Source organism: Streptomyces sp. NPDC057543, from assembly GCF_042801895.1.
In the GTDB taxonomy this organism is placed as follows: domain Bacteria; phylum Actinomycetota; class Actinomycetes; order Streptomycetales; family Streptomycetaceae; genus Streptomyces.
This window is the reverse complement of sequence record NZ_JBHVFF010000395.1, coordinates 1-6,153: the sequence shown is the minus strand read 5'-3', so window position 1 is coordinate 6,153 and position 6,153 is coordinate 1. Positions and strand designations below refer to the sequence as shown.

Genomic DNA, 6,153 nt, shown 5'->3' with positions numbered 1-6,153 from the left:
GCCCCGCCGCACTACTCGTTCCGGAGGATGGGTGACACCCGGTCCACGCGCCTCGACGGCCCGTGGACCGGGGCCGTCAGAGGGCGCCGACCAGTCGCGGCGGGGTGGTCGGGGCGGCGGCGATCGCAGCCGTGTGGGCGTCCATGCGCTCGGCCGCGAGAATCGCCACGGCCGTGTCGGCGCGGGACGCGGCGACCACCAGCACGCGGCCGGCGAGGGCGTGGGCACGGTGGTGGAGCGTGAGCGCGGGTGCATCGGTGCGACCGGCGTGCCGGGCGGGCGGCGCACCGCGCAGCCTGGCCACCTGCTCGGCGATACGGTCGCCCGCCACGCCGAGGTCCAGCTCGTCGGTGACCGCGAGGAGCGCGGCCAGATGTCCGGCGAGCTGGATGTCCAGCTCCTCCTCGCGGGAACGGTGCGGGAAGTCGTCGGCGTGGTCGGCCGGTGTGTGGACCGATTTGGTGCGGATCGGTTCGTACATGGATGGCCTCCTGGTGTTGCTGTGGAACCATCCTAGCTTGGATTGTGTCTAAAGTTATCCGCAATCGATTCCGAGATGGCCGCTCGACCGTGGCGGTCGGCCACTACGGCTGGCCGTAACCGTCCAGGAAGTTCGCGATCCGGGTCACCGCGTCCGTCAGATCCTCGGTCGACGGCAGCGTCACGACACGGAAGTGATCGGGCTCCGGCCAGTTGAACCCCGTACCGTGCACGACCATGATCTTCTCGGCCCGCAGCAGGTCGAGGACCATCTGCCGGTCGTCCTTGATCTTGTAGACCTTGGGGTCGAGCCGCGGGAAGAGATACAGCGCCCCCTTCGGCTTCACGCAGGTCACGCCCGGAATCTGCGTGAGCAGGTCGTACGCGACATCCCGCTGCTCCAGGATCCGTCCGCCCGGCAGCACGAGGTCGTTGATCGACTGCCGCCCGCCGAGCGCGGTGGCCACGGCGTGCTGCGACGGCATATTGGCGCAGAGCCGCATGTTGGCGAGGATGGTCAGCCCCTCGATGTACGAGGAGGCGTGCGCCTTCGGACCGCAGACCGCCAGCCACCCCGAGCGGTATCCGGCCACCCGGTAGTTCTTGGAGAGCCCGTTGAAGGTGAGCACCATCAGATCGGGCGCGATCGTCGCGGTCGGGGTGTGGGTCGCGCCGTCGTACAGGATCCGGTCGTAGATCTCGTCGGAGCAGACGACCAGGTTGTGGCGCCGGGCGATCTCCGTCAGCCCGCGCAGCATCTCGTCGTCGTAGACGGCGCCCGTCGGGTTGTTCGGGTTGATGATCACGATCGCCTTGGTGCGGTCGGTGATCTTCCGTTCGATGTCGGCGAGGTCCGGCATCCAGTCGGCCTGCTCGTCGCACCGGTAGTGCACGGCCGTGCCGCCGGCCAGCGACACCGAGGCGGTCCACAGCGGATAGTCCGGCGCCGGTACGAGGACCTCGTCGCCGTCGTCGAGCAGCGCCTGCATCGACATCTGGATCAGCTCGGAGACGCCGTTGCCCAGGTAGATGTCCTCGACGTCGAGATCGATGCCCTTGGTCTGGTAGTGCTGCATCACCGCCCGCCGCGCCGACAGCAGCCCCTTCGCGTCGCCGTAGCCGTGCGCCCCGGAGAGGTTGCGCAGTATGTCTTCGAGGATCTCGGGCGGGCACTCGAACCCGAACGCGGCAGGGTTGCCGGTGTTCAGCTTGAGGATGCGATGACCGGCCGCTTCCAGCCGCATCGCCTCCTCCAGCACGGGGCCCCGGATTTCGTAACAGACATTGGCGAGCTTCGTGGACTGGATGACCTGCATGCTTGGGAGCTTACGACCGTGTTTCGCGGTGCGCCCGGGCTTTGCTCCCCGGTTGCCCCACCCGGGTACTCCCGACGCTCCGCCCGGGCTTCCATCCCCATGCGCCCCCGCCCCCGAACCGTGGGAACGCCGGTCGGGGGCGGGGGCAGGGCTTGGAATGGGCCGGAACCGGGACGTGACGGACCCGGCCGGGTGAGATGCGCCACGTCAGCGAGGGTGTTCGGAGCGTGACGTGTTGCCTCGCCGCCGGGCGGGTGCCCTACGAACGGACCACCGGAGAGTCCGCGGGAGCGCGCATCACTCCGGCAGTCGTGTGCCCCGGGGGAGGTGGATGCCGAAGTCGGTCGCCAGCACCCGGAGCACCTCGTCGCCGTCCGCCAGCTGCCGTTCCTCGCGGGTACCGTCGTTCGCCGTGACCGTGAGCGTGCGGCCGGTCAGTGACAGGTGGGCGTCGGGCGTGGTGCGCTGGACGTACACCCGGTGCTGGAACGGGGAGCGCGGGTTGGTCGCGATGTGCCAGTTGATGACCTCGTAGTCCGGCGCCTCGAAGGGTTCCAGCGTGAAGGCGTACTGGGCCTCCCACACGCCTTCGGCCGTGCGCGACTGGAGCTCCCACTGCTCCAGCGGCCCGTCGTGCGGAGTGTTCACGAGCCGGTGGCGGCGCGCGGCGTCGTGCAGCTCCACGTCCACGACCAGCGGGATCGGCTCCAGCAGCGAGCCGGCGGCACCGAAGCCGACATCGGCCAGATACGGGGCCGGCTCGCCCGGAACCCGCGCCAGCATCAGCATGTGCGTGCGCGGCCGTACGTCCCCGGGCCCGGCCCCCAGCACCACCCGTGCGCACAGCAGTGTGATGTCGAACCCGAGCGCGCCCAGCCCGGCGGCCAGCAGGGTGTTCTGCTCGTAGCAGTACCCGCCGCGCCCACCGCGTACGAGCTTCGCCTCCAGGTCCGCGAGCGCGAGCGAGGGCGCGGTGCCCAGGACGGGGTCCAGGTTCTCGAACGGGATGCCCAGCGCGTGGGCACGGTGCACGGAGCGCAGTACCTCCACGGTCGGCCGACGCTCCCCGGTCCAGCCGATGCGGGCGAGATAGGCGTCGAGGTCCAGGCCGGGGGTGCGGTGTCGGCCGTGATCGGCTTCGCGGTCGGATGTCATGCCCCGACCGTAGGCAATCAGGCGGCTCGAAGGGCCGGCGGGTCCACCGCCCCCGTGGTGCTCTCGTTGCCCCGCCCGTTTGCGAGGAGGCGTCATCCGGCGGCGAGCCGGGCGCGGGCGAGCGCGGTGCCCATGGCGCCGAGCCCGAGGAGAGTGAGCGGCGACTTCTCAAAGGCGTTGTCAGTCATGCCGATTAGGCTGGTCGCAGGCCCGGAAGTGATCAAGTACGCACTTCGAAGTGGGCGGTTACCGCCAGGTGAGCGAGCAGGTGGGAGGGGTGCACGTGGGGACCCTACGGAGGCCGGGGGCGTACGTCTGCGGGATCGACGCGGCGATGGATGTGATCGGCGGCAAGTGGAAGGTGCTGATCCTCTGGGCGCTCAACGAACAGGTCTGCCGTTTCGGTGAGTTGCGCCGGATGGTGCCCGGCATCACGGAGAAGGTGCTCACGTCGCATCTGCGGGAGTTGGAGGAGGACGGCATCGTGCACCGGGAGGTGCACGCGGAGGTGCCGCCGCGCGTCGAGTATTCGCTGACCCCGCTGGGCGTCGGACTCAACGAGGCGCTGCGGCCGCTCGGCGCCTGGGGGAGGGAGAACATCCTCGTGGACGCCGAGCGGCCGCTGCCCTGACGGGCGGGTGCCGTTACTTGCCCTTGTCCTCGGCGAGCGTGTGCGCGACCAGGGCGTTGGCGTGCCCGTGGCCCAGACCGTGCTCGGACTTGAGCCAGTTGACGATCTCCATGTGCTGGGTCAGCGGCGAGGACCGGATGAGGTCCTTCCATTCCGCTACCGGGCGGCCGTACTTCTTCTCGATCGACGGGAAATAGCTGGCAGGGCCTTTCACTGCATCAGTCATGGCGGGCATTCTGCCATCGCCGACGTTGATCGTCCGGGCGGGATCCGGTGGCCGACGGTGCCCCGCGACCGTACGGTCCCGCCATGAACCGGCAGACGTGGCACGCCCATGACGACGTCCCCGACGCATGGCTGTCACGTCGGCTGCGGGCGACCGGTCGATCCTCGTCCGGCCGACCGGGGACGGTGTCCACCGCTCGTAGTTCGTCACCGTCACCGGCAACGGCGGCCTGACCGCGCACCCGGGCGGCGTCCGGTGGCGCACGCCCTCATCCGTCCGTGGGTCTGTAGCTGAGGAGATCGCCCGGCTGGCACTCCAGCACCTGGCAGATGCGGGTGAGGGTCGTGAAGCGGATGGCCTTGGCGCGGCCGTTCTTGAGGATGGACAGATTGACATTGGTCACGCCCACCCGGGAGGCCAACTCGGCCAGTGTCATACCCCGTTCCTCGAGGAGGCGGTCCAGGTGCACCTCGATGGCGTGGCCTTCCTCGGCATCGGGTGACATCAGACGGTTCCTTCGAGGTCCTCGCGCATGGTGACGCCGGCCCGCACGATCCGCGCGAAGGTGAGCAGTCCGAGCGCGGCGAGTATCGCCAGGTACGGGGGCGTCCAGGTGCCGAGCCAAGCACCGGGGGAGAAAGGGGTCAAGCGGGTGAGAGTCGCGCTCAGCGCCGCCCTGGCGTTGGCCTCGATGATGCCTGCGGCGAGGCTGCCGCACAGCAGCCACCAGCCGAGCCGCCTCAGTCGTTGTGCGGTCAGCCGGTGGTGGACCCCGTCCCGTGCTGCCCCGCGGAGCAGTCTGTTGAGCAGGAACAGTCCGCCTATCAGCAGCACGAAGGACGGCAGCGAACCGAGCGCGTCAAGGAACCGCTGGTAGGTACTGCCCGGCGAGGCGCAGTACCGGGGGATCGTCATGACGTCCACACCGGCTCGGGCCTCGAACATGGCGGCGGCGTCGTCGGGCCCGCCGGAGATCGAGTCCGCTGTGACGCAGACGCCCCCACCGCTCCAGCCCAGATGGACGCTCGTGTCGAACAGGCTGAGGATGAACCAGCCCACGAGGAGGCCGGTCAGCAGACGCAGAACGCCCGATACGACGGTGGAGAGAGGTTCGAGCAGCTTCGAGTCTTCGGTCACGACAGCCCCCAGTTATCGATATTCGATGTTATCGAAAAACGATACACGCCACCTCCCGCCAAGGGAAGCGTCCACGGGAGATCCTGTGTGGCGCGGTAGGGCGCCGCGCCGCACCGCGTGGGTCGTGAGTGCATGTCGTCCGGGGCGGCGTCATGCTGTCCGCCGGGCCGGGTGGCCCGGGACCGGACGGCCTGGGACCGGACTGTCCGGCCGGGCGGCTTGAAACCGCCCCTTGTGGGGGCCCCTTCCGTGCGCCAACATGCGCATGTCAAAACCGAAGGAACTTCGGTCGCAGGGGCCACTTGGACCCTGCACCGGTCACTGGAGGGGACCCCCACATGAAGAAGCCTCTCGTCGGCGCGCTGTTCACCGTTCTGCTCCTCGGGGCGGGAATCGCACCCGCGACCGCGGCCGCCGGCCACGACGCGGCAGCCACTGACACGGTCAAGGCGCAGATCAAGCCCAAGGCGGTCAACTTCGCCGGAACCGTGGCGCTCAGCAACTGTTCCGGCTCCGTCGTCCGTACACCCGGCTCCCAGCCCTCCGACCCCGCGCTCGTGCTCTCCAACGGGCACTGCATGGAGTCGGGTTTCCCGGGACCGGGCAAGGTGGTGTTCGACCAGCCGTCCACCCGTAGCTTCACCCTGCTGAACGCCGCCGGCAGCGGAGTCGGCACTCTGCGAGCGAGCAAGATCGCGTACGGGACGATGACCGACACCGACATTTCGGTGTACCAACTCACCAGTACCTACGCCCAGATCGAGAGCAGCTACGGCATCAAGGCGCTGGAACTCAACACCGCGCACCCCGTCCAGGGCACCGCGATCACTGTCGTCTCCGGCTACTGGAAGCGCACGTACGCCTGCAATGTGGACGGTTTCGTCTACCGCCTCAAGGAGGGTGCGTGGACCTGGAAGGACTCGGTCCGCTACACCTCCGCCTGCCAGACCATCGGCGGTACGTCCGGCTCCCCGGTGATCGACAACGCCACCGGCAAGGTCGTCGCCGTCAACAACACCGGCAACGAGGACGGCCAGCGGTGCACGGACAACAATCCGTGCGAGGTCGACGAGAGCGGCAATGTGACGGTGCGCCAGGGCATCAACTACGCCCAGGAGACCTACGGCATCGTGCCGTGCATCGGCACCGGCAACAAGTTCGACCTCAGCCGGCCCGGGTGTGCCCTGCCCAGGCCGTGAGCGTGTGAG

Annotated in this window: 8 protein-coding genes and 1 pseudogene; 2 read left to right on the top strand and 7 right to left on the bottom strand. The window is 69.0% G+C overall.

Annotation, left to right across the window (positions count from 1 at the left end; genetic code table 11):
• Nucleotides 1–76 precede the first annotated feature (76 nt).
• The 4 genes and pseudogenes from ACFU8Q_RS38030 to ACFU8Q_RS38015 form a co-directional block, all read right to left on the bottom strand.
• The gene (locus ACFU8Q_RS38030; protein WP_384463697.1) at nt 77–481 is read right to left on the bottom strand and encodes a hypothetical protein; all 405 of its coding nucleotides are present in this window, start codon (nt 479–481) and stop codon (nt 77–79) included.
• Nucleotides 482–584: 103 nt separating this feature from the next.
• Nucleotides 585–1,796, bottom strand: a complete 1,212-nt coding sequence (locus tag ACFU8Q_RS38025; protein ID WP_384463694.1) for a pyridoxal phosphate-dependent aminotransferase — start codon at nt 1,794–1,796, stop codon at nt 585–587.
• A gap of 297 nt (nt 1,797–2,093) precedes the next feature.
• Complete coding sequence (locus ACFU8Q_RS38020) at nt 2,094–2,951, bottom strand: arylamine N-acetyltransferase (protein ID WP_384463691.1); 858 nt, start codon at nt 2,949–2,951, stop codon at nt 2,094–2,096.
• A gap of 95 nt (nt 2,952–3,046) precedes the next feature.
• Nucleotides 3,047–3,139 (bottom strand): annotated as a pseudogene (locus tag ACFU8Q_RS38015) (NAD(P)-dependent oxidoreductase); the annotation flags it as partial.
• 95 nt (nt 3,140–3,234) lie between these two features.
• Between ACFU8Q_RS38015 and ACFU8Q_RS38010 the strand changes: the two are divergent.
• Nucleotides 3,235–3,582: a winged helix-turn-helix transcriptional regulator gene (locus ACFU8Q_RS38010; protein ID WP_384463688.1), complete on the top strand. Its 348-nt coding sequence runs from the start codon at nt 3,235–3,237 to the stop codon at nt 3,580–3,582.
• 13 nt (nt 3,583–3,595) lie between these two features.
• Here the strand turns inward: ACFU8Q_RS38010 and ACFU8Q_RS38005 are convergent, their stop codons facing one another.
• From ACFU8Q_RS38005 to ACFU8Q_RS37995, 3 genes are all read right to left on the bottom strand, one after another.
• Nucleotides 3,596–3,808, bottom strand: a complete 213-nt coding sequence (locus tag ACFU8Q_RS38005; protein WP_384463685.1) for a DUF4287 domain-containing protein — start codon at nt 3,806–3,808, stop codon at nt 3,596–3,598.
• A gap of 268 nt (nt 3,809–4,076) precedes the next feature.
• On the bottom strand, nt 4,077–4,313 hold the full coding sequence (locus ACFU8Q_RS38000) for a helix-turn-helix domain-containing protein (RefSeq protein ID WP_384463682.1): 237 nt from the start codon (nt 4,311–4,313) through the stop codon (nt 4,077–4,079).
• Entirely contained in the window at nt 4,313–4,945 is a 633-nt protein-coding gene (locus tag ACFU8Q_RS37995) for a hypothetical protein (RefSeq protein WP_384463679.1), read from the bottom strand. Before ACFU8Q_RS37995 ends, ACFU8Q_RS38000 begins: the two co-directional genes overlap by 1 nt.
• A 338-nt stretch (nt 4,946–5,283) precedes the next feature.
• On the opposite strand from ACFU8Q_RS37995, the gene ACFU8Q_RS37990 reads away from it, so the two are divergent.
• Nucleotides 5,284–6,144 (top strand): serine protease, encoded by an 861-nt coding sequence (locus ACFU8Q_RS37990; RefSeq protein ID WP_384463676.1) that lies wholly within the window; start codon nt 5,284–5,286, stop codon nt 6,142–6,144.
• Nucleotides 6,145–6,153: the final 9 nt, after the last annotated feature.